The organism is Streptomyces broussonetiae (genome assembly GCF_009796285.1).
GTDB classification, from domain to species: Bacteria; Actinomycetota; Actinomycetes; order Streptomycetales; family Streptomycetaceae; genus Streptomyces; species Streptomyces broussonetiae.
The window spans coordinates 405858-426402 of sequence record NZ_CP047020.1 but is presented as its reverse complement, the minus strand read 5'-3'; the positions used below and the strand labels follow the sequence as shown (position 1 = coordinate 426402).

Here is a 20545-nt window from a genome sequence, read left to right as displayed (position 1 = left end):
GCGAGGCTGCCCGGCGGCCTTCACGTGCTGATCCTGCGACTTGTTTGTAAGCACCTCATTGGGCTCCACGGCACGGCTCAGAAGTGGCTCCACGCGTAAGAAGTTGATCTGGCCCCACCCCGGCGGTCAGAGAGCCGTGGAAGGCTCGACGGATGGACTACGTGTTCGATGCCCCTCCCGTTGATCGGGAGCTTCTGGACTTCGCTGTTCGCCTGGCCGGTCGTGCCGGGCAGATGTCGGCGCAAGGTTTCTTCAGCGATGACTGGCACAGCCGTCTCAAGGAGGACGGCACCGAGGTCACCGAGATCGACGTGGCGGTTGAAGAGCTGATCAGGGATGAGCTGAGACGGCGGGTGCCGGACGACGGGATCTTCGGAGAGGAGGGAGGCGCGACCGGCGGGTCATCTGGGCGGCGTTGGATCATCGACCCGATCAACGGCACGAAGTTCTTCATGCACCGGGTGCCGCTGTTCGCGAATGATCTCGCTTACGAGGACGAGCACGGGCCTGCTATCGGCGTGATCAACATGCCCATGAGTCAGCAGATGATTGTGGCGGGTTGTGGTCTGGGCTGCTGGGTGCTGCCCGGCCCGGAGCCTGACTTGCAGTCGGGCCGCCGTGCCCGGGTCACGGAGCGGACGGCTCTGGGAGGGGCGAGGACGCTGATGCACAATCCGGCTGGATGGCCGGAGGAACTCCTTTGTGCTCTTCACCGCCGGGTCCTCCTGGTGCCCTCAACACGCATGATCGTGGCCCTGGTGACGGGCCGGGCCGATGCCGGTGTCATCGCCGGTCCGCCGATGGGCTATGAGGACGTCGCTTCGATGCCGGCCATCGTCACAGAGGCGGGAGGCCGGGTGACCGACCTGAGCGGAACGTCCGTACTGGAAGGCGACATGTCGGTGCTGGTCACCAACGGTCGGCTGCATGAGGGGTTCTTGCAGTTGGTGAAGGGCTTGCCTCGCAGTCGCGACTATCGGGCTCTCGACGAGAGTGAGTAGTACGGCGGACCGCGCGACAGGCTGGTGACGTTCGCGCGAGTAGGCCGACATGCAGGTCCGCGACGTGCCCTCTTTGGAGTGAATGCACTGCTCCGTCCGCCCGGCGACGGCAGGGTTTGTGCGTCGATCACGGTCATGTCGGAGGCCGTGGTGCTTGATCACGGTCGTGTCGGGAGGCCGGGATGGGTTTGTCGCGGACGGAGCTGTTCGCTGCGATCCGGAGGGATAAGCGTCTTGATCCGGAACTGTCGCAGCGGGCTCTGGCGGAGAAGTACGGAGTGCATCGTCGGACGGTGCGGCAGGCCCTTCTGTCTGCTGTCCCGCCGCCACGGAAGAAGCCGGTGCCGCGGGCCACGGTCCTGGACCCGGCCAAGCCGTGGATCGACGCGATGCTGCGGGAAGACGCGAGTGCGCCGCGCAAGTAGAAGCACACCGCCCGCCGGATCCATCAGCGTCTTGCCCAGGAGTACGACTTCGACCTGGTTTCCTACTCCACGGTCTGCGACTACGTGCTGGCCAGGCGTCCGCAGATCGAGGCCGAGGTGCTGGAGGGCCGCCGGCACCTGACGGGCATGGTCCCGCAGGTCCACCTGCCCGGCGAGGAAGCCGAGGTCGTTCGCCGATGTCTGGGTCCGCCTGGCGGGCGAGGTCGTCAAGTGCCACCTGTTCACGCTGCGGCTGTCGTACTCCGGCAAGGCCGTCCACCGTGTCTATGCCTCGCAGGCCCAGGAGTCCTTCATGGAAGGGCACGTCGAGGCGTTCAACGTCCTGGGCGGAGTGCCGACCAAGCACATCCGCTACGACAACCTGAAACCGGCGGTCAACCGCATCTACTGGTCGCAGCCGCATTGAGTCGGAGCGATGGGTGTCCTTCCGGGGAGCACGTGCTGGCGCAGGCTGCGGGACTGGCAAGAGGCCGGGGTGTGGCAGGCTCTGCACGAGTTGCTGCTCGCCGAGTTACGGGCGGCGGGCCTACTGGACTTCTCCCGGGCCGCGGTCGACGGCTCGCATGTGCGGGCGATGACGGGCGGCCAGAGGACAGGACCGTCCCCGGTGGACCGGGGCATGACGGGCAGCAAACACCACGTGATCACCGATGCACACGGCATTCCGCTCGCCGCCACGCTGACCGGCGCAAACCGGCACGACGTCACCCAGCTCTTGCCCTTGGTCCACGCTGCCCCCCGGTCAAAGGCAAGCGCGGGCGTCCCCGCCGCCGCCCCACGACGCTGTACGCCGACCGCGGCTACGACTACGACGTCTACCGACGCCGGCTACAGCACCTGGGCATCCGCCCGATCATCGCCCGCCGCGGAACCGAGCACGGCTCCGGCCTGGGCATCCACCGCTGGGTCGTCGAAGCCGCCTTCGCCCTCCTGCACCACTTCCGCCGTCTGCGCACCCGCTGGGTGTCTGTAAGCACGAGTTCTGGGGTCTGGCACAAGTTCCGTGAACAGTAACGTAGCGTTACGAGTCGAGGTCGAAGAGCGGGACGTCAGTGGATGCTGATGGCGGGGCAAGTACTCCGCAGAGGTGGCTGATTGTTGTGAGCCATCGGCGCGCATCAGCAGGCTCGACCCAGTTCGCGGCCAGTTCAGACTCGTCATCCAGGATGCGGGTGAGGGCTTCGGCCGCGAGCGTCCGAAGATCGACGGGAAAGACTGGCATGGGCTTCTCAGGGACGTAAGCTGTGTCAATCGGTTCGCCGCCTGGGCACTGTGTCGCGATCAACGCGGCGGCGGCAACCGCTTCTTCTGCTTCCGTGAGGTAGCCAGTCGCCTTGGCCGTTCGGGCGAGGGCACCCCGGATCAGGAATTCGCGTTGTTCGGGCTCCGCATTGTCAAGCGCGATAGCGAAGTCCGAGGCCGTGTCGTTGTCGAAAGGGCCGGTGCCCCAGGTACCCACGATGATCTCCTTTTAGCGAGTTGTGCGGCGATCCTCGCATCAACCACTGACAGCACGATCATGTGGCGAGCAGGACTCGCTTGCGCAGGAGACCAAAGCCAGCCCGGCCGAACATCTGCCGTTTGAGCATCTTGATCCAATTGACTGCTCCTTCGAGCGGCCCGGAGTTCCAGTCGGTGGTCAGCCCTGCGGTCACCGCGTCGAAGTCGTTGCTCAGTCCGGCGGCGAAGCTGCTGACGCCAGCCAGGTCGGTGCCCGTGGCCTCGGTGCTCCAATTGGGCAGGCGGTCGCCGCTGAGAGTGGTGAGCATCTCTGCGAACGAGCTGGTCAGCTCTGCGGCAGACGCCAGTTCCGGGCAGCGGTCGAGCACGGCCTTGCGGTGCAGTTTCTCGACTTCGGTCAAGGTGGCGGGGTGGCGGGTGAGCCAGCCGGTCACCTGGCGTACCGAGGGCGGTGGCGCTGCGGGTGTGAAGCCTTCCCGTTGCGGCAGGTCGCGCCGGATCCAGTCGCGGGCGGTGGAGTAATGACCGCGGAATCCACGTTCGGTGATCTCCCGGTGGAGATCGAGGATGGTCACGTTCCCTTCGGTTTCGGCCCAGCGCCCGGCCCGGTAGCGCTTGAACGGAGCGAGTTTGCTGGGGAGTTGTCGCTTGCGGCCTTTGACCATGTCCTGCCAGCGGGCCGCACGGGCGTACCTCTGCACGGTGTGCCGCCCCCAGCCCAGGTGGTGGGCAACGCCCCTCAGGCTCATGCCCTGGGCGAGGAGATCGTGGACGAGGGCGTGGTGGGCGCGGGCCTGTTCGGCGAACCTTCCGGTCGGGTCATTCGTCTCGGCGCCCTGGCCGGGTGCCGAGACGGCGGGCGTCTCCCAGGCGGGCTCGGGTTCCAGGGTGAGCGGCGGCAGGTCTCGCAGGCAGGAGCGGTGGTCGGCGACGGTCTTCTCGACCGCGGAGGCAAGGTTCTGCCAGAGGTGGAACCGGTCGGCGACCTGGAGGGCCTGGGGCGCGGCAGCATCGGCGGCCTCGGCGTAGGCACCGGCGCGGTCACGGCAGATCACCTCGATTCCGGGGTGGGCCGCGAGCCACGGGGCGAGCGTGGCGGCGTCGCGTTCGGGCAGCAGGTCGAGGACCTGGTGAGTCTCGGCGTCGATCACGACCGTCCCGTAGACGTGGCCGCGCCGGAGCGCGAAGTCGTCCACGCCGACGGCGCGGGCCTGCGTCGTTGCCGGATCGGGCAGGTCCATCACCCGCCGCAGCAGCGTGGCGCGGCTGGTCGCGATGCCCATGACCCGGGCGAGGCGGGCGCCAGCCCGGCCCGCCAGGGCCAGCCCGATCTCACTCATCGCCCGGCGCAGCCGCTCGGTGACCCGGCCGTGGCGGCGGGGCAGCCCCGGCACTTGCTCGACGAACGTCCGCCGGCCGCAGGCCGAGGCCGTGCAGAAGAACCGCCGGACCCGCAACGCGAGCTGTGCTCGTCGCCCGGCAGCAGGCAGATCTGCCGGAAACCGCAGGTAGGAGCTGTGGACCCGTTCCGTCCAGTGGGCGCAGTCGGGACAGGCGGCCCCGGCGGGTGTGCACCGGGCCACGACGCGTATCGCCTCGCCGTGCGTATCTACAGCCACGACGGCGACGCCGGGGACCGACGGAAACAACAACTCCTGGAGCCGGGACAACACCTCGTTCACGGCCACCGAATGTCGGCCGTGCCATCCACACGAGGAACGATTTCAGGGCGGCTTCCGCACCCACCGCAAGGAGATCAACAACTACAACGCGTGCCCGGCTCACGGAACTTGTGCCAGACCCCGAGAGTCGACAGCGTTTGTCCCCGAGTTTGGGCAGTGCTTGGCCATCGCAGAGCCGGAAAATGTTGGTGCGAACTGACACTGGTGCATGTCGCCGTGGTGCGCGGCTTTTGCTGAAGGGGCACGTCACATAGGGAGTGAGAACAGCCGTACTGGCCCTGAGGGCCACCGGGCGTCGTCGCGCAGGGGCGTCACCATGGTCCGCAGCGGCATGGTCACGAGGCGGCCTTCGGGTTGTTCGACGAGTACGTCCTTGTCGAACGGGTGCCATCCGAGGCGCTGGTAGAGCGACACGAGGGGAGGCCGGCAGAAGAGGAGTGCGTGTTGAGGACCCATCGTTCGGGCGTGCTCCAGGGCAGCTGTGACGACGAGGCGAGCGAGGCCCTGACCTTGCATGCCGGGTGAGACGGCCACCCCGCCGACGCCCACCACCTCTGTCTCGGCGTCGCCGATCGCAACAGGCAGTCGCAGCAGGCCGGCGTGTGCCACGAGGCGGCCGTCGTGCCGGATGCCGAAGTGCTCTTCTTTCGGCAGCCAGGTCAGACCTGTCCAGGCGACACCGAAGGGATCATCGCTGTTGCCAAGGATCTCCTCCTGGTCCGCCTTGGTGTACTGGGCGAGCCGCAGGTTGTGTCCCTTGTCGTGGTGTAGCCGATCAATCGGCGGTTGTGTTGGTGGTGTTGGGTAGCTCGGGGGCGCTTTCGGGGAGCTCGGCGGGGTAGATCTGGTCCATGCTGCCCTCGGGGAGATAGCGGCGGGGGAAGGCGATCCACTCGTCGTGCATCTCGAAGAGCACGGCGGTGACCAGCCGCAGCAGCGCGTCGTCGTTGGGGAAGACCTGGACGACATCGATGCGACGCTTGATCTCTCGGTTGACCCGCTCCAGCGGGTTCGTGGACTGGATCTTCTTCCAATGTCGTTCGGGGAAGGCTGCGAATGCCGTCAGGTCGTCCTTGGCTTCCAGGAGCATCTGTTTGACCTGCGGGAACTGCGCGCCGAGCATGTCGGCGACCGTGTCGAGCTGGCGGCGAACGGCGGCCTGGTCGGGCTGGGCGAAGATGGTGCGGATGGTGGCGGCGACCATCTCGGCGGCGTCCTTGGGGATCACGCCGAAGACGTTGCGCAGGAAGTGCACCCTGCACCGCTGGTAGGCCGCACCGATGATCACCTTGCGGATCGCCTTGACCAGGCCCGAGTGGTGGTCGCCGAGCACGAGCCGGACCCCGTTCAGGCCGCGTTCGCGCAAGGAGCGAAGGAACTGGGTCCAGAACACCTCGGTCTCGCTGTCGCCGACCATCACTCCCAGCACCTCGCGGCCGCCGTCCTCGGTGATACCGGTGGCGATCACCACGGCCCGGGAGACGATCTGGTGGGCGACCCTGGCCTTGCAGTACGTCGCATCCAGATACATGTAGGGGAAGCGGACATGGTCCAGCGACCGGGTGCGGAACGCGGTCAGCTGGGTGTCCAGGTCGGCACAGATCCGCGAGACCTCGCTCTTGGAGATCCCGCTGTCCGCACCGAGGGCCTTGACCAGCTCGTCGACCGAGCGGGTGGACACCCCGTGGACGTACGCCTCCATCACGACGGCGAACAGGGCCTGGTCGATGCGCCGGCGGCGCTCCAGCAGGCTGGGGAAGAAGCTGCCCGAGCGCAGCTTGGGTATGCCCAGGTCCAGGTCGCCGGCCTGCGTGGTCAGTGTCTTGTCCCGGTGCCCGTTGCGCAGCGCGGTGCGGGTGTCGGTGTGTTCGTTCCACTCCGCGCCGATCCTCGCGCTCGCCTCGGCCTCGATCAATTCCTGGAGCATCCGCTCGGCCACCGAACGGACGAGTTCGAGCCCGTCCGCCGAACGTAGTGACTCCAGCAGGCGGAGTAGGTCAGACTGAGACAGGGCCACCGTGCACCTCCCGGGTTGAACTGGCCGTTCACCAAGGAGAGTTGCAGGTGGCCCGCCTGCTGGGCAGGGAGCGGAATCCCCATCACCACACGCCCCGGGGCGTACGCCCTAGCCTTGATCGGCTACACCACAAAGTGGGACGCCATCGAGCCGCACCACAGTCGGTGCCACAGTGGATCGGTTCTCAGTCATTCCCACATGATGATCTCTCCGCCGAGCACTGGCCTAGTGCTGTGAGCGCGCAGGTTCACCGGGTTCGCTGGCCGCTGCGACCGCTGGACTGGTTGGATTACGGCCGACAATGAGGTGTTCGGTCCGGGGCGTGCAAGGTTCCCCCGCGATCCTGCGTCGGGAGGGCACATGCAGCGCGGCGAGGTCTGGTTGGCGGACTTTGACGAGCGGCGGCCGGTAGTACTGCTGTCAGGAGACGAAGCGTCCGGGTTCCGAGCGATGCAGGTCGTCGCTCCTGCGGGGACCGAGATCAGCGGTGTGGCCGTCGAGGTGGCAGTGGGGGCGCCCGAGGGGCTGCCTGTCGAGGGCGTCCTTCGAGTGGCGCTGCCACGTCCCGGTCTTGTCCCGTGCACTTGGCTGGTCACGCTGGCCCAGGAAGATCTGACCGAGCAGGTGGGAGTCTTGTCGTCAGCGAAGCTCGGCGAGATCGAGGATGCCCTCCGTGCCGGTGGACTCGGGCAGGCTGCGCACTAGGCTGCTTGATCAGGCAACGAGCGGGGGTCGGCCTCCCCAGCGAAGGCTCTTCTCGCTGCGGATGCGGGCGCGTTCCTTGCACTGGGCGGCCAGGACGTCAGGGTGGCGGGCATTTTTGTTCCGCCAGCGCAGGTAGGCGTGCAGGGTCCGGGTCTGGATCGTGTGGTTCGGATGATGCGAGTTGGCCAGGGTGAACTGCCGCAGCGGCCGAAGTGAGCCTCGAAGCAAGCCCCCAAGTGGTGTCAAAACTCGGCGATATCACTCTCCGCCAACATCGGGCGGTGTCGCCGCCGATCGACAACCGGTGTCAGGACTCACCGATAAAGCCAACGCCCCGAGCCCCCGGAACAAAAGGGTAAGAAGCCCTTGAAGTGGTCCCGGCGCAAACCAACCCCCGGGGCCACTTGAAGACGTCACGGAGACACAGGACCTTCATCAACTGGGGCCGCTGGAAGACGTCACGCCGGGGCCGCTGGACAACGTCACAGCCACGCGAAGATCGCCGCGGCCCGCAAACTGCTCACCCTGGTCTCCTACGGGCTGCGCGACGGGCACATCCGCGCCCTGGCCCGCAAGGCCGCGTGAGCAGCTCGGTGGCGGCAGGCGCGCGGTCGGGTAATTGTCTGACCCCCACCCGGCGCGGTCGCGGTTTTGATTGACCCCGCCTGCCGCACGTCGCACCGCTCCATGCGGCTTCACGCCGCGAAGGAATGACCGGCAGGCGAGACCTGGCCCTGCCCTCCTGCATCACACAGCGGAGACGAGCGACACCCACAACCCCACAGTACACATACACGCTCGCCGACCTCACCCGTTGCCCGCGAGCTGGTCAACGCTGCCCAGAACCATTAACAACCAGCAGATATACCACCCTTGACGGAACCCACCCCTTCAGGAATGACAAATACTCCCAGGTGCAGCGCGTCACGCGCATCGGTCTTGACCCGCTCCGCGGCCGGACGCTGCAACCGTGAGGGAGCGAGCACCTCGCAGCGCACCCGGGCCGCCGAAAGCGCTCGGGCCAGACCGAACCCGGTCGGGCCGGCCTCGTAAGCCACCGCGACCGGACCGGGCAGCCGCCCGAGCCAGTCGAGGACGTCAGCATGCTGCGGCGTGAGCCGGGAACGGGTCAGCTCCCCGGTCACCGTGTCGATCGCGCACGCCACCACGCTTCGCGCGTGCACATCGAGCCCCACGCTCGTACGCTCAGAAAACACCGGGCCTCCCGCACATGTAGGCACTACTGGCCAGGGTGCGCCAGGCCGGCAACCCACGACAACGTGCGAGCGAGGCCCGGCCCAAACCGGCACCTACATACCGTCTAGTTTCCCCAGCCACAGTGCTGGAGCCCGGCGTGGAATTCCTTGTTGGAGTCGACGTAGTCGCCGTAGAGGTATCCGCTGTGGTACTGCCAACCTTCCCAGCTGTAGTACACCCGCTCGGTGTAGTACCAGACGTTTCCGCCGTTATCGATGTCGTCGCCTCTGACCCAGCAGTACGCGATGATGGCGTCTTGGTGGTCGTTGGGGCCGGGGCACAGGTCGGGCACGCCGGTCTTGCCCATGTCGACCTGCCACGACTTGTAGACCCCGGCGCAGTGGCTCGGGCTGCTCAGCCAGACGATAGTCTCCGCGTGGGCGGGTGCGGTCGTGAGCGCCGCGACACCGGTGACGGCGGCGACGAGGCCGACGGCCTTAGCCGCGAGTCGGCCCTTGATGATCTGCATGGGTCCCCTTCCATGGTGCAAGCCTTCCGAGTACGCGAACGCCTGCTCCGCCGTCTGCTGACCCGACGCGGTCATCGGGCGCGGGCTGACTGTGGAGCAGCGGTATCACGGTGCCTTAGGGGGATGCGTGGAGTCTAGTTTCCCGGACGAGCCCGGACGGACGAGCCCGTACAGCCCTAGCCCCGTCGCATCCGTCGTGCCCGGCCCAAACCGGCACCTACATACCGTCTGGAATCCGCACCTCTCCCCTCTTGCAGTTCAGCCAGGCCACCGCTTGACCCCGCGGTCCGCCGAGATTGATGTAGAGCCGATCCTGCCCGTTCTTCCGCCACCGACTGACGTGCAAGTCGTCCATGCCGCCCCCTGATCCGCATGCCTCACAGACTCAGATCAGCACACGCCGCTTGGCCTCACGGTCAAGCGGCGGGGTGGTGGGCGTGGACTTCGGCATGTGGATCTCCGTAGTGATCGGAGACCCAGGTGTCAACGATGAACGTCAGTTTTAGAAGGCCAGGCGACGGCTGTCGGATCCCAGCTGATGCCTGACGTTCTGGTCCCAGGTGATGCTTGACGGTGGACCTAGACAACATAGGGAGCCCCGTGGGGCTTGTTCGCTTTCACGTTACGGACCGGGACGTCGGTCGTGCGCCGGATCACCCGGACCTGGCCGTCCAGCTCGACACTGATCGTCGTGTCCGACACGTGCACGGTCACGGTCTGCCCTGCGTACGGGCGGCCGAGGGACACGACCTGCCGGCAGACCATGACCGTGCCCACCGCGCTGACCCGCCGCTGCACACGCACGGGCTCGATACCCGGCCGCGGCGGCGGTCCGGCCGGACGCAAGCCCCGCAGCCTGCGCACTTCCTCGCCGGTCAGCGGGTTGGGCCGCACCCTCAGCAGTTCCCGCGAGGACGGATCGAAGAACGACAGCGTCTCGTCATCGATCCGGATGCCCACCTGGCGGCCGCCGAGGATCTCCGCTGCCAGCACCTGGTGCCCGCCCAGGCCGACCAGGCCGCTGTTGTTCACGACCCGGTCCACCTCGAACGCCGCCCCCTCACCGGCCGGAAGCGGTGCCGGCCCGGCCGCACGTCCGCCCCGGGCGGCCAGCCGTCCCAGATCCGCCACAGACAAGTGCGACCGCACGGTCTTGATCCGCGCCCCGGCGATCAGCAGATGGATCACCGAGGTGTCCGCCCAGAAGGTCACCGTCAGCCCTGAGCGGGCCGGTCCAAGCCAGAACTGCTTGCCCGCGACCTGCAGATTCCCACTCGCAGGCACCACCCGCTCGAACTCCACCGGCCCGCCCTCGTCCACCTGCACCGCCTCGGGAAGAGGGGCAGGGGCAGGCGGCGCTTCGGCCGGCTCCGACGTCACCGCAGGGGCCGTCCGCTGGTGCGGCACCAGCGCGAGCACTCCGGGCACCCTCAGGCCCAGGACGTCCCGCTCCTGCTCAGCAACCGGGGTAAACCGGTCCGCCGGGAACTGCATGTCCAGCGCCTGGTGCGGCCGCATGGAGTTGTATTCCTCCACCCACGCATCCAGCGCCGCCTGAGCCGCTTCGATGCTCTCGAACGCACCGCAGTCGTCGAGGAGTTCACGCCGCAGCGTCTGATGGAACCGCTCGACCTTGCCCGTCGTGGTCGGCGACGCCGGCTGGGTGAGCCGGTGCGCGATCCCGTTCTCCCGGCAGATCCGGTCGAACAGCACCTCACCGCCCTGCCCGAACCGGTCGGTGAACTGCTTGCCGTTGTCCGTCAGCACCTCCTCCGGCACCCCGAACGCCTGCAAGGCCCGGGCGAAGGCCGCACACACCGCCCTCCCGGTCGCCCGCTCGACCACCGACGCGATCACGCAGTACCGGGAATGGTCGTCCACCCCGGTCACGACCTTGGCCTCGGTCAGCTCCCCGGTCACCGGGTCGACCAGCATCACGCCGCCAACGATGTCCATCTGCCACAGCTGCATCGGCCGGTCCCGCTGCCAGCGCTTGTAATCCGACCGCTTCCGGCGCCGCACCCCCGGCTCCACCAGGCCGTGACGGACCAGGATCCGATACACAGTCATCCGCGACGGCACCGGGCTCACCGCCCCGGACCGCTCCAGCACATGCGCGATCCGCCGCGGACCCCACTTCGGGTGCTTGCGCCGCAGCTCGCACACGGCCGTCTCCACCTCGGCAGAGGCCTGATGCGGACACGACGCCGGCTTGCGCGAACGATCCGCCAACCCGGCCAGACCGGAGGTCTCATAGCGGGACTTCCAGCCGCTGACCGTCTGCCGGGACACCCCAAGCGACGCGGCGACCTCGGTCACCGTCGCTCCCGCCAGCACGGCCAGGACAGCCCGGTATCTCTGCTCGACAACCGACAACTCCACCAGCGCCAATCCCGGCCTCCCCACACGCGCCGCAACGACACGCACAGAAAAGCCGATCACGGCCACTGTCAACCATCAGCTGGGACCGAACTGTCAAGCATCTACCGGGATCGGACATCACGAAGTCCCACCGGACGGTTGAACGTCTCCGTAGATGCGAAAGCCGTGAAACCTGCGGTGTGGGAGTGCGGCGTAGAACTCTTCTGCGGTGTCCGTGACCAGGTCCATGCGCATGGCTCCGCAGCGGCGAAGAGTCTCCTGAACCAGACTGCGGCCGATACCTTCGCGACGGTGATCGTGAGCCGTGGCAAGCAGTGACAGGTGTGCCTGTGCGACACCATCGGTCAGGGCTTGCGCAAAGCCGACAACTCGCGTGCCTTCAACCGCGACGAGCGCCAGCACGCCCGGTGCCGTCAGGCTGGCCTTGGCCCGCTCGGGGTTGGCAGGGAAGGTGGACCATCCCTCACTACGACACAGGTCGAGGACTCCAGAGAGGTGAGCGGGATCGAAGAGGACGACGTCAGCCATGAGCGCGATTGTCCTCCTGCGGCGGCCTGCCCAATATTGGGACAGCCCTTAGTCTCTTACTCGATCTCTCCGGAACGCGTGCTCAGGTGCTCCATGGCGCGTCACAGCGCTGCGCTGTTGATCTCCCAGCGGGCGACTCGCTGCGGCCGCCGGAGCAGTGAGCGCGTCCCGGTTACGTCCCAACGGCTACCTCAGAAGAGCGGTATGGGTGGGGTCAAGCACGGGGGCAGTGTTCACGCGAGTTCTCCTTAAACGGTGGTGTGCCAGGTCGAAGCGGACACGCACCGGCGGACCGGCTGCGGTCTGCGGGTGGCAAGTTGTGGTGCCTCATGAGTGGCTGCGGGACAGTTCGGGCTTGTGCTGCGACGTCTGGTCCTGTCGGGGAAGCAGGAGCGGTGTGGTCAGGATGAGCAGTCCTGCGACCGTGAGAGCGGTGCGTGGGCTGGTGACGTCGGCGAGCAGCCCGGCGAGTGCGGTGAGGATGGCGATGGAGGCCTGCTGGCCGATCGACCAGGCCGACAGGGTGCGGGCGACGAGATGCTTGGGGGTGTGTTCGAGCCGGTAGGTGGCGAGCACCGGGCTGTACAGGCTCATGTTGATGATGATGGCCAGCTCGACGGCCATCACAGTGACGAGACCGACGACGCCGGGACGGACAAAGGCCAGGCCGATCAGCCAGATGGCGCGCAGGGTGCCGACGATCCGGAAGACCGCGTGCTGGCCGTAGCGGACCACGACACGGTGGGCCAGCCGGGAGCCGATGAGTCCGCCGACACAGGGCGCGGCGAAGGCGAGGCCGTACTGCCAGGGCGGGAAACCGAGCTGGCGAAGCAGGAGCACGGCCAGCAGCGGCTCGGTGGCCATGATCAGACCGCCGACGAGCATGTTGTTGAGGTAGAGCGCCCGCAAACCGGGATGCCCCATGAGGTGTCGCCAGCCGTCGAGCAGTGCGCCCGCCCGGACCGGGCCCTTGTCGGTCGTTCGCGCTGCTTCTTCCTGGCCGCGGATCGCGGTGATGCCCAATGCGGAGAGCAGGTAGCTGAGCGCGTCGGCCACCACGGTCGTGACCGGCCCGAACAGGCCGATCGCCGCCCCGCCCAGCGGTGGCCCCACCGCGATGGAGCTCCAGTTCGTGGACTCGAACCGCGCATTGGCGACGAGCAGGTCATCCGGCCGGACGAGGGCCTTGAGGTAGGCGCCGCTGGCCGCGTTGAAGGCGATCTTGGCTGCGGCGACCACGGCCGAGATCACGAGCAGTTGGACGAAACTGAGCCATCCGAGGGCGTAGGCGACGGGGATCGTCGCTATGGCCGCAAACCGGGCCAGGTCCATCATGATCATGACCGGGCGCTTGCGCCGGAACTCCACCCACGGCGCGAGCGGCACCGCGATCAGCGCACCCACCGCAGGCCCCACCGCGGACAGCGCAGACACCTCAGCGGATCCGGCATGCAGCACCAGCACAGCGATCAGCGGCAACGCCCCGAACCCCAGACCGGACCCATATGCGCTCACCGCATATGACGCCCACAGCCAGCCGAACTGCCGGCCCAACCGTCTCCTGCCCACCATGCTCAGCGCACTCCCCTTGAGGTCCCACCCGAACAAACTGACGTTGACGGATGAGAGATAAGCGGGCAGGACAACAGCAGGTCAAACAACTGACCCGCCAGCAATCCACAACAATCAGTTGTTCACTAAGGTGGGTCGGCGTGGATCTCGAAGCAGTACGTACCTTCGTCGCCGTCGCGGAAGCGGGCCAGTTCCAGAAAGCCGCCACCGACCTGTCGATCACCCAGCAGGCCGTCTCCAGACGCATCGCCACGCTGGAGCGCACCCTCGGCGTGCGGTTGTTCACCCGCGCCCCACGCGGCGCCGAGCTCACCATCGATGGGCAGGCGTTCCTGCCCCACGCACGCGAGCTGCTGCGCGTCGCCGAGCGCGCGGGCGCGTCCGTGCGCCCTGGCCGCCGCCCGCTGCGCGTCGACGTGCTCGCCTCGCGCAGCGCGCAGTCGGGCCTGCTGCGCGCCTTCCACCGGGCACACCCCGAGATCGACCTCGATGTGATGATGCTGTTCGACATCGAGACGGCCGTCACTGCCATTCGCTCCGGTGCGATCGACGCGTCCTTCCGCGCCGTCGCCGCGCCCGGCCGACCCCTTCCCGAGGACATCGCCTCCGTCCGGGTGCTCGACGAGCCGCTCCAACTCCTCACCGGCCCCGCCCACGCACTGGCAGGCGCCCGGTCGGTGACCCTCGCCCAACTCGTCGGGCACCGGATCTGGATGCCCGGCATCGCCCCCGGCACCGAGTGGGCCGCCTACTACGACGACCTCGTCGCCGAGTTCGGCCTCACCATCGAGGCCACCGGCCCCAACTTCGGCACCGACGCGCTCCTCGACACCATCGCCGACACACCGGCCCTTGCCACCTTCATCGGCGAGCCCACCCGCCTCATCTGGCCCGCCGACCACGGCCTGCGCCGCATCCCGGTGACCGACCCGACGCCCGTCTACCCGCACTCGCTCCTCTGGCACCGCGACAACCCCAACCCAGCGCTGGCCACCCTCCGCACCCACCTGGCCGCCACGACGGCCGCCCACGACGCCGCCGGGACCTGGGCACCGGGCTGGGTGATTCCGCGCTGAACGCCCCGCCCCTGCGGGCCGGCCCTACCCTGCCCTGCACAGGCGGTCAACGGCGGGCGTCGCCGGGGGCGAGCAGGCTGGTCAGCTCGGAGATCGCCTCCGGGGACGGCTTGAAGTAACGGCGGATGTTCTCCGGCTTCTTGTGCCGGGACTTCGCCATCAGCATCAACAGCGAGGCACCCTGCTCGCCGAGGTGGGTCAGGGCGGAATGGCGGTACTCGTGCAGGTCCCAGCCCGTACCCGGCCCGCACAGGGCGGTGTGCTCGTCGAGCAGGGCGCGGGCCTGCCCGTACGAAAGCCGGGCCAGCCCGGGGTGTCCGGGCATACGTCGCGGGGCTGACGACCTTGCCCGGCCCCGGGCGGCGGTGGGTGACAAACACCGGCCCGCGGGTGTGGCCCTTGAGCAGCCGGGGCAGCAGCCGGGCGGTGCCGGCGTCCCAGTACACGGTCTCCAGCACGTAGTCCTCGCGTGACTGGCCCCGGCGGCGGGCCTTGGTCCGGGCACCGTTGGCCTTGACCAGGCAACGACGCCCGGCGTAGTCCAGCTCCTCGATGTTGACGCCTAGGATCTCCTTGGACCGCCCGGCGGTCTCGTAGAGCATCCGCCACAGCGTCTGCTCCCGCAGGTGCACCTCCCTGCGCGCGATCAGCCGGTCGACGGCCATCTTCGAACGGGCCGGGGTCTCGGAGTCCGGCACCGCCAGCCGCTTCGCCCAGGCTGGGACCATCGGCCCCTCGTAGCCTCGCTCACGGCACCACCCGAGCCAGGACAGCACCCCCGACCGGCGGGAATTCCAGGTGTTGACCGCCGCGCCCCAGAGAAGTTCGAGGGCCTCGCCGATCTCGTCGTCCGCAACTGACGACAGTGGCCTGGCTGTTGCGGGACATGACGTTGGTGACACAGGCCAACATCGATGAAACCAAGGTGCCTCGACGGACAGTGGTCGGGTAGCGTGCAGGTCATGTCGAGTCCTGAGTCAGACAGGGTGGGGGCTTTCGGTCACATGCCGTCAGCCCCCTGAACCACTGAGCTCCTAGACGTGCCGTCGCGCCGCGTTCTGCGGTGTAACGAGGGCGCCCTTGAGGGCTGGCCGCGGTGACGAGATGACCTTGTCGTGCTTCTCCTCGCCCCGGAGCCACTCGATGTCTCTTCCGCTGTATCTGCTTGCCGTGGCCGTCTTCGCCATGGGCACCTCGGAGTTCATGCTCGCCGGCCTTTTGCCGGACATCGCCTCCGATCTCAACGTCACTGTCGGGACAGCAGGCGTGCTCACCTCGGCCTTCGCAATCGGCATGATCGTCGGTGCCCCTCTTGTGGCCGCACTTGCCCGTAGGTGGTCCAGGCGCTCCAGCCTGCTCGGGTTCATCCTCGCTTTCGCGGCAGCCCACGCCGTGGGCGCCATCACCACCAGCTTCCCGGTCCTGTTTGCCACTCGGTTCGTCGCCGCGCTCGCAAACGCGGGGTTCCTCGCCGTCGCCTTGGCGGCTGCCACCACCCTGGTCTCGCCTGACAAGAAGGGGCGTGCGCTGGCCGTGCTGCTGTCAGGCACGACGACCGCCACGATTGCCGGTGTCCCGGGTGGGTCGGTGCTCGGCACGCTGCTCGGCTGGCGTGCCACATTCTGGGCTGTCGCCGCTCTCTGCCTGCCTGCAGCTCTCGGCATCCTGAAGGGAATCCCAGCGGGACGGGCGAAGGAACGGATGCCTGGCGGACCAGCCCTGCGAGCGGAACTCGCCCAGCTGGCACGGCGTAGGTTGCTCCTGGTGATGCTGCTCGGTGCGCTGGTGAACGCGGCCACCTTCGCCGGCTTCACTTTCCTCGCCCCCGTCGTGACCGGCACCGCCGGGCTCAGTGAACTGTGGATCTCTGTCGCCCTGGTGCTCTTCGGTATCGGTTCCTTCGCCGGAGTCACGGTCGCCGGTCGGCTGTCCGACCAGCACCCCGGTCCGGTCATCGCGGTCGGCGGCCCGCTGCTGCTCGTCGGCTGGCCGGCCCTGGCCGTGCTGGCCGACAAGCCGCTCGCCCTGCTCGCCCTCGTGTTCATCCAGGGAGCCCTGTCCTTCGCGCTGGGCAGTACCCTGATCACGCGGGTCCTTTACGAAGCCGCGGGAGCCCCGACCTTGGCCGGCTCGTACGCGACCGCGGCGCTCAACGTGGGCGCCGCCGTCGGCCCTCTCATCGCCGCGACCACCCTCAGCACCGCGGCCGGGAACCTCGGGCCTCTGTGGTCGAGCGGATTCCTGGTCGCCGTTGCGCTGCTCCTTGCGTTCCTCTTCCGCACCGTGATCGCGGCTGGCCGAAGCACCGAGGTGCTCCAGTGACGCATGCGAACGCCCTTTTGACCGTCGAGGGACGCCGCCTCACCGGCGAGACCACCATCTCCTGGCGCGACCCGACATCACCGGATGAAATCCGCATCCCGGGATGAAATAACGGGAGAAAACGATCTCTTAGAGGCCATTTTCATCATTAATATGACGATAGGTCGATGTTTGCGCGGGGCAGGGATCTGGTGCTGACGAGGATGCTGAACCGGTCGTGGTTGTCGGTGTAGATGGTGTGCCGTGCGGGGGCGGTGTTGTCTTGCGCCTGTCTCATCCTGGACGCCCCCGTCTGTGCCGTGCTTCCGCGGGGCAGGACGCACGCCTGTGCGCACGCCCCCAACGGGCGGTACGTCCAGGTCATGACGGATCGTCGCGCGTACCCGAGTGATCTGTCCGATGCCCGCTGGGAGTTGATCGAGCCGGTACTGTCCGCCTGGCGCTTCGAACGCCGGGGTAGGGCCCTGGACTTCGGCCGGCCACCTCGGCACGACCTCCGCGAGATCATGAACGCGATCCTGTACGTGGACCGCACCGGCTGCCAGTTGGCCTATCTCCCGCACGACTTCCCGCCCCACCAGACGGTCTACGGCTACTGTGCGCCGTGAGGCGCTTCGTTGTATTCCTGACTCACTCGGGAGGAACTTGGAGGAATGTTCCTGGGTCACCTGAATTACCTGGAGGCGAAAGCCGAAGGGGACAACAGCATGTCAGGAAAGCGGTGGTAGCCCGGAGGTGTCCAGGACCTCGCGCCGCAAGACCCGCGCGATATGGCCAAGGCTGGATTGCTTGAAGCCTAATCCCCAGCGGCAAAAGTAGAAACTCATCGGAAGGACACCTGAAACCGATGCCTTCACCTTGCCCGGTCATGAAGAAACTGACCAGGCAACCTCCGAGGCGAAGGGCGTCGCCCAGTGAGGGCGGTCAAGGGGACGAGTGGGCGGCCTAACTCGCGCTCGATACGTACAACGAAGACGTACCACGGGATCGCCTAAGAAGCCATCTCATTTGGTGAGCCTGCGGTAGCAGATGAGGGTGCAGGCGATGCTGGTGAAGGCCAGGAAGTGGTCGGCTTTGCGTTCGTAGCGGCGGTGGAGGCGACGGCAGCCGGCGAGCCAGGCCATGGTGCGTTCGATCGTCCACCGGTGTCTTCCGAGTCGCTGCGAGGTCTCGACGCCCTTGCGGGCGATGCGGTGCCGGATGCCCCGTTGGGATAACCATCGCCGCAGGTGGTTGTAGTCGTAGCCCTTGTCGGCGTGGAGCTTGCCTGGCTTGCGCCGCCGGGGGCCTCGCCGGGAGCGGACCGGCGGTATCCCCTTCACGAGCGGAATCAGGGCCTGGCTGTCGTGAACGTTGGCGCCCGAGATTCCGACGGACAGGGGCAGGCCGGTTCGCTCGGTGAGCAGGTGGATTTTCGAGCCGTACTTGCCCCGATCCACAGGATTCGGGCCTGTCAGGTCCCCTTTTTCAGGGCCCGCACGTTCACCGAGTCGATCGCGCACCTCGACCAGTCCAGGTCCCCGCGCGAGCCTAGTTCGTCGAGGACCAGGCGGTGCAGCTTGGCCCACACCCTAGCCTTCGTCCACTCGGTGAACCTGCGGTGAGCCGTTGCCCCGGACGGCCCGAACGACCCCGAGGGCAGTTGCTGCCACGTGCAGCCCGACGTGGCCACGAACACGATCGCAGCCAGCACCTCACGGTCACCATGCCTCCGTCGGCCACCGCCCTGAGGCCGCGTCGGCGCCTCTGGCACCACCCGCTGGAACAGCTCCCACAACTCATCCGGCACCAGCCGCTCAACGATCCCCACCACGGCTAACAGCCTACCGAGCCAAATGAGATGACGTCTAAGGGCTTGTAACACGATCTTGGTCGTGTCGTCGAGGCATCGCGTTCGTCGGATCCATGCTGGGCCGCTCTGGCGAGCTGCCAAGCCACGGACTGGTCCTGGAGGGCGGCGCTCTCTGGCAGCCTGATTGTCTCTTGGCGATGCGGCTCGGGCTTCCGATACGTTCTGTGGCATGAGTGGCAGCTTCGACGTAGCCCACGCTCTGGATGGCGGGATTTCCGATCGGGAGCGGGCCTGGCAATTCATCCGCACCTTTGCTGCCGCTTGGGGCGATGCGCTGGCCGAGGACGACGGCACGCCCCAGGCGGAACTGGCGCAGACGGAGGCGATGCTCGGCCGCTCCCTGCCGACTGCGCTGCACGAGTTCTATACGCTCGCGGGTGGCCGGCCCGACCTGGTTGCCAACCAGGACCCGCTGCTGCCGCCTCGCGAGGTGTTCGTGCATGACGAGTGTGGCGGTGTCCTCGTCTTTCGCAGTGAGAACCAGGGCTGTGCCTTCTGGGGAGTGCGCCTTACCGACCTTGACCGGGACGATCCTCCGGTGCTGGTTCAGGCGCGGGACGGCTGGGTGCCGTTCTTGGACCGGGTGTCCTTGGCCTGTGTCGAGCTCGTACTGAGCGAGGCGCTGTTCGGCGGCGGAGGGCGGCTGTACAACGCGTGCGAGCTGCCCGCGGACCTACTTGGTGCGGTGCCCGAACACTTTCAGCGGGTCCAACTGCCGGACTATCCAATGTGGACGGGTCCGGAGGAATTCCCCGTGCGTTGGTTCTCTGCCCCGGGCAAGCTGCTGCGCCAAGATGGCCTGGGCGTCCACAGCTGGCTTCACGTCCGGGGCCGGACCCGCGCCGATCTGGATGCGATCTGCGCCGCCGTTCCTGGGCGGTGGTCCCTGGGATATACCGAGTCACTCAGCTCCGAGCCGCTGCCCTTCTGATCTGCTGCGGACCTTCTTGAGGCGTCTCCAGCAGATGAGGCCGCAGGCGAGGGAGACGAGAGCGTCGTGCAGGTCGAGGCGCCGTTCCCAGCGGACAGCCAGGCGCTTGAAGTGGTGCAGGAGCGAGAAGGTCTGCTCGACGACGTAGCGGAGCTTGCCCAGGCCCTTGATGTTGGGGGCGCCCTTGCGGGAGACCACCGGCAGGATCCGGCGCTTGCGCAGCTCGTGCCGGTTGGGGTTGCTGTCGTAGCCCTTGTCGCCCAGAAGGGCGTCGGGGCGCCTGCGCGGCCGACCGGGCTTTCCGGCGACGGGCGGGATGCCGTCGACCAGGGCCAGGGTCTGAGTGACGTCGTTGACGTTGGCTGCGGTAGTGATGACCTTGAACGGGGTGCCCTTCCCGTCGCAGATCAGATGGTGTTCACTGCCCGTCTTCCCGCGGTCGACCGGTGACGGGCCGGCCGCCTCGCCCCCTTTTTCGCGCGGATGTGGAAGGCATCCACGCAGGCCCGGGTCCAGTCCAGGGCGTCGGCCGCGTGCAACTCGACGAGCAGGATGCGGTGCAGCGTCTCGAAGACGCCGGCCTCGTGCCACCGACCTAGCCGGCGCCAGCAGGTCTGTCCGGAGCCGAACCCCAGCTCCAGCGGCAGCAATTGCCAACTGACGTCGTTGTAGAGCACGTACAGGATGCCCTGCAGGCACCGCCGGTCATCCACCGGCCTCGGGCCGGGAGCCTTCCGCGGCCACGGCGGCAGCAACGGCTCGATCAGCTCCCACAGTTCATCCTCCACGATCCACGGCCGATTCCCCACACCTCACGAACGGCGGAATCGTCGTACCGGTCACG

The 20545-nt window shown here is 67.5% G+C and carries 18 protein-coding genes and 3 pseudogenes; 8 read left to right on the top strand and 13 right to left on the bottom strand.

Features of this window, described 5'->3' with window-relative positions; genetic code table 11:
* The first annotated feature begins 152 nt into the window (after positions 1–152).
* From GQF42_RS02165 to GQF42_RS02155, 3 genes are all read left to right on the top strand, one after another.
* Positions 153–1001, top strand: coding sequence for an inositol monophosphatase family protein (locus GQF42_RS02165; protein ID WP_158917128.1), 849 nt, complete (start codon positions 153–155; stop codon positions 999–1001).
* 293 nt (positions 1002–1294) lie between these two features.
* Positions 1295–1426: a hypothetical protein gene (locus tag GQF42_RS47145; protein ID WP_325100281.1), complete on the top strand. Its 132-nt coding sequence runs from the start codon at positions 1295–1297 to the stop codon at positions 1424–1426.
* 436 nt (positions 1427–1862) lie between these two features.
* On the top strand, positions 1863–2420 hold the full coding sequence (locus GQF42_RS02155) for a transposase (RefSeq protein ID WP_158917124.1): 558 nt from the start codon (positions 1863–1865) through the stop codon (positions 2418–2420).
* 48 nt (positions 2421–2468) lie between these two features.
* Here GQF42_RS02155 and GQF42_RS02150 read toward each other — a convergent pair whose 3' ends face one another.
* The 4 genes from GQF42_RS02150 to GQF42_RS02135 form a co-directional block, all read right to left on the bottom strand.
* On the bottom strand, positions 2469–2906 hold the full coding sequence (locus tag GQF42_RS02150; RefSeq protein WP_158917122.1) for a DUF4259 domain-containing protein: 438 nt from the start codon (positions 2904–2906) through the stop codon (positions 2469–2471).
* A gap of 58 nt (positions 2907–2964) precedes the next feature.
* Positions 2965–4590 (bottom strand): ISL3 family transposase, encoded by a 1626-nt coding sequence (locus GQF42_RS02145; RefSeq protein ID WP_158917120.1) that lies wholly within the window; start codon positions 4588–4590, stop codon positions 2965–2967.
* Between the two features lie 246 nt (positions 4591–4836).
* Entirely contained in the window at positions 4837–5337 is a 501-nt protein-coding gene (locus GQF42_RS02140; RefSeq protein ID WP_158929677.1) for a GNAT family N-acetyltransferase, read from the bottom strand.
* A gap of 28 nt (positions 5338–5365) precedes the next feature.
* Positions 5366–6607, bottom strand: a complete 1242-nt coding sequence (locus tag GQF42_RS02135; RefSeq protein ID WP_067049883.1) for an IS256 family transposase — start codon at positions 6605–6607, stop codon at positions 5366–5368.
* Positions 6608–6967: 360 nt separating this feature from the next.
* Between GQF42_RS02135 and GQF42_RS02130 the strand changes: the two genes are divergently transcribed.
* The gene (locus GQF42_RS02130; protein ID WP_158917118.1) at positions 6968–7312 is read left to right on the top strand and encodes a type II toxin-antitoxin system PemK/MazF family toxin; all 345 of its coding nucleotides are present in this window, start codon (positions 6968–6970) and stop codon (positions 7310–7312) included.
* 9 nt (positions 7313–7321) lie between these two features.
* Here GQF42_RS02130 and GQF42_RS45480 read toward each other — a convergent pair.
* From GQF42_RS45480 to GQF42_RS02105, 6 genes and pseudogenes are all read right to left on the bottom strand, one after another.
* Positions 7322–7519: pseudogene (locus GQF42_RS45480) on the bottom strand (IS630 family transposase); the annotation flags it as partial.
* Between the two features lie 641 nt (positions 7520–8160).
* A complete protein-coding gene (locus tag GQF42_RS02125) occupies positions 8161–8508 on the bottom strand; it encodes a transposase (protein ID WP_199272545.1) in 348 nt (115 codons plus the stop codon).
* Positions 8509–8633: 125 nt separating this feature from the next.
* The gene (locus GQF42_RS02120; protein ID WP_158917116.1) at positions 8634–9038 is read right to left on the bottom strand and encodes a hypothetical protein; all 405 of its coding nucleotides are present in this window, start codon (positions 9036–9038) and stop codon (positions 8634–8636) included.
* A gap of 579 nt (positions 9039–9617) precedes the next feature.
* Entirely contained in the window at positions 9618–11429 is a 1812-nt protein-coding gene (locus GQF42_RS02115; protein WP_158917114.1) for an IS481 family transposase, read from the bottom strand.
* Between the two features lie 108 nt (positions 11430–11537).
* On the bottom strand, positions 11538–11948 hold the full coding sequence (locus tag GQF42_RS02110) for a GNAT family N-acetyltransferase (protein ID WP_158917112.1): 411 nt from the start codon (positions 11946–11948) through the stop codon (positions 11538–11540).
* Positions 11949–12275: 327 nt separating this feature from the next.
* Complete coding sequence (locus GQF42_RS02105; protein ID WP_158917110.1) at positions 12276–13520, bottom strand: MFS transporter; 1245 nt, start codon at positions 13518–13520, stop codon at positions 12276–12278.
* A gap of 140 nt (positions 13521–13660) precedes the next feature.
* Between GQF42_RS02105 and GQF42_RS02100 the strand changes: the two genes are divergently transcribed.
* Positions 13661–14596 carry a LysR family transcriptional regulator gene (locus tag GQF42_RS02100; protein WP_158917108.1) on the top strand — a complete coding sequence of 312 codons (936 nt, stop codon included), beginning with the start codon at positions 13661–13663 and terminating at the stop codon, positions 14594–14596.
* Positions 14597–14642: 46 nt separating this feature from the next.
* On the opposite strand, the pseudogene GQF42_RS02095 reads toward GQF42_RS02100, so the two are convergent.
* Positions 14643–15471 (bottom strand): annotated as a pseudogene (locus GQF42_RS02095) (tyrosine-type recombinase/integrase); the annotation flags it as partial.
* A 268-nt stretch (positions 15472–15739) separates the two neighbouring features.
* On the opposite strand from GQF42_RS02095, the gene GQF42_RS02090 reads away from it, so the two are divergent.
* Together GQF42_RS02090 and GQF42_RS02085 are read left to right on the top strand one after the other, a co-directional pair.
* Positions 15740–16918: a Cmx/CmrA family chloramphenicol efflux MFS transporter gene (locus GQF42_RS02090; protein ID WP_158917106.1), complete on the top strand. Its 1179-nt coding sequence runs from the start codon at positions 15740–15742 to the stop codon at positions 16916–16918.
* 362 nt (positions 16919–17280) lie between these two features.
* Positions 17281–17520, top strand: a pseudogene (locus GQF42_RS02085) (transposase); the annotation flags it as partial.
* Positions 17521–17922: 402 nt separating this feature from the next.
* On the opposite strand, the gene GQF42_RS02080 reads toward GQF42_RS02085, so the two are convergent.
* Positions 17923–18722, bottom strand: a protein-coding gene (locus tag GQF42_RS02080; protein ID WP_233273738.1) for an IS5 family transposase whose coding sequence is annotated in 2 segments (ribosomal slippage) — positions 17923–18384 and positions 18387–18722 — 798 coding nt in all. Because the reading frame shifts where the segments join, the coding sequence is not laid out codon by codon here.
* A 217-nt stretch (positions 18723–18939) separates the two neighbouring features.
* Here GQF42_RS02080 and GQF42_RS02075 point away from each other — a divergent pair.
* Entirely contained in the window at positions 18940–19701 is a 762-nt protein-coding gene (locus GQF42_RS02075) for an SMI1/KNR4 family protein (RefSeq protein ID WP_158917104.1), read from the top strand.
* On the opposite strand, the gene GQF42_RS02070 is transcribed toward GQF42_RS02075, so the two are convergent.
* Positions 19672–20510, bottom strand: a protein-coding gene (locus GQF42_RS02070; protein ID WP_233273188.1) for an IS5 family transposase whose coding sequence is annotated in 2 segments (ribosomal slippage) — positions 19672–20190 and positions 20193–20510 — 837 coding nt in all. Because the reading frame shifts where the segments join, the coding sequence is not laid out codon by codon here. The genes GQF42_RS02075 and GQF42_RS02070 overlap by 30 nt on opposite strands.
* Positions 20511–20545 lie beyond the last annotated feature (35 nt).